Origin of the sequence: Vibrio sp. 661 (assembly GCF_033339315.1) — a bacterium.
Taxonomy (GTDB): Bacteria; Pseudomonadota; Gammaproteobacteria; order Enterobacterales; family Vibrionaceae; genus Vibrio; species Vibrio alginolyticus.
This window is the reverse complement of sequence record NZ_JAWOUJ010000104.1, coordinates 1-1,170: the sequence shown is the minus strand read 5'-3', so window position 1 is coordinate 1,170 and position 1,170 is coordinate 1. Positions and strand designations below refer to the sequence as shown.

At 42.5% G+C, this 1,170-nt stretch carries 2 protein-coding genes; one reads left to right on the top strand and one right to left on the bottom strand.

Annotation, left to right across the window (positions count from 1 at the left end; genetic code table 11):
• Positions 1 to 219: 219 nt before the first annotated feature.
• Positions 220 to 759, top strand: a complete 540-nt coding sequence (locus R7P69_RS25015) for a DUF3332 domain-containing protein (protein ID WP_318121796.1) — start codon at positions 220 to 222, stop codon at positions 757 to 759.
• A gap of 76 nt (positions 760 to 835) precedes the next feature.
• On the opposite strand, the gene R7P69_RS25010 is transcribed toward R7P69_RS25015, so the two are convergent.
• A partial coding sequence (locus tag R7P69_RS25010) for a M20/M25/M40 family metallo-hydrolase (protein WP_318121795.1) occupies positions 836 to 1,170 on the bottom strand: 335 nt, incomplete at its 5' end.

Below are 1,170 nucleotides of genomic sequence, written 5' to 3'. Positions count from 1 at the left end.
AACCTTTTGTGGAAAGTTTGTTGTAAATGTTACGTTTATTATTTGCTGAATATCTCGTCACCCTTATCTTAAATTGGTTATTTATTGTTTAGATAAATGTCCACGTATTAAAAATAATAAAGATGCTTTCTTCGGAAAATTCTGTCTTTTATCCCTAGTTTTTATAAGCTAATATCCGCGCCGAATTTTCGACCTAATACTTTCTAACTATAGGTTTTGATGAAAAAGGCAATTGCTAAAATTGGCGCATTGACTGCTGTGGCAGTTTCACTTTCAGGTTGTGTTGGCAGCAACGCGGTAACTGGCTATGTTATGGGCTTCAACTTGAAAGCGGTAGATAACCGTTACGCTCGTGGTGGTCTAAACATGCTTATGGCACCAGTTTACGGTGTGGCAATCGCAGCTGACTACATCGTATTTAACTCTCTAGAGTTCTGGACTGGTAAAAACCCGCTAAACGGCAAACCACACATCTTCGATACTAAGATGGACACTTACATTGATGTAAACCACCAGCTAGATAAGTCGCTTACAACAGCGCCGATTGGCCCACTTACAAACAACCGCGTTATCGAGCAAGGCCAAATGCACCAAATCGATGAAAATACGGTTCAGATGAACATCACATACAACAACGGCGAGAAAGAGACATTAATGGGTGTACGTGAGGGGGAGTTTGTTACTTACTACATCAATGGTGAAGTGGTCGCGAAGACTTCTATGGATGAGCTAGCAGCGTACGCGCAAACTCGTGCATAATTCGCGATACTCTCGTGACAAATAGCAATAAAAAAGGGTGCCTCGGCACCCTTTTTGTTTTGTTGTCGCGTTTGGATTACGCTTTCTCAGGAATTGCTTCTAGAAGCGCTACCATTTGATCCCAGAACAGTTGAACGGTATCAATCTTTACTTTTTCATCAGGAGAGTGAGGGAACTTGATCGTTGGGCCGAAAGAAACCATGTCCATGTTCGGGTAAGGCTCTTTAAATAGACCACATTCAAGACCTGCGTGAATAACCATGATGTTTGGTTTGTGACCGTAAATGCCTTCGTACATATCACGGAAAATCGCCATAATTTCTGAATCAGCGTCTGGTTTCCAACCAGGGTAAGCGCCTGAGAACTCAACTTGTGCCCCTGCGAGTTCAGCAACAGAGCGTAACATGCTCT

What these genes read in the sequence shown, in the direction of transcription:
- R7P69_RS25015 (WP_318121796.1), top strand. Translation starts at nt 220, where the DNA reads ATGAAAAAGGCAATTGCTAAAATTGGCGCATTGACTGCTGTGGCAGTT.